Annotated in this window: 1 pseudogene; it reads left to right on the plus strand. The window is 66.0% G+C overall.

From position 1 onward, the window contains the following. Positions 1 to 407 precede the first annotated feature (407 nt). Positions 408 to 588: pseudogene (locus RB628_RS41175) on the plus strand (Secondary metabolite protein); the annotation flags it as partial.

Genomic DNA, 588 nt, shown 5'->3' on the forward strand with positions numbered 1-588 from the left:
GCGGTGCGGCGGTTCTCGTGCAAAAGCCCCGCCGCCCGCGAGATGTGAATCGGTGTCCTTCGGGGTACCGGCCCGGCGCTTGGGAGTTGGTAGCTCCCGGGCGCCGGCCTCCTTCACCCCCGGTGGGCCTTATGGCCCCCGCGCGTGCATCGCCCCTCCCCTTCCTGACCGCCTGGCGGCCGGTGATCCGCTTGTGCGGGACCAGAACCATATGGCGACCCCTGACACAAGTCCAGCCTCTTCGCACCCACTCCCACCAGGCGCGGAACACTGCACTGGACGAGATGCAGGGCTAACGTACACCGCAATTGCGCCAATCCGTCAACTGCGATGTCGCCACCTGAGACGTGCGGGTGCGCGATCACCACTGGAGTGGATAGGATCGTCGTCATGAAAAAGGGCTGGAGATGACCGAGAAGCACGAGCGCACCTTCGCGGAGCTGCTCGACTACCTGTTCAGGGAGGTGCACCCGAAGGAGCGCGGCTCCTACACGTATGCGGAGGTCTCGCAGGGCATCCGGGACACCTCCGGCGTAGCCATCTCGGCAAGCGCCATCCAGCAGCTCCGCACCGGGACCAACACGAACC

Origin of the sequence: Streptomyces sp. ADMS (assembly GCF_033441795.1) — a bacterium.
Taxonomy (GTDB): Bacteria; Actinomycetota; Actinomycetes; order Streptomycetales; family Streptomycetaceae; genus Streptomyces.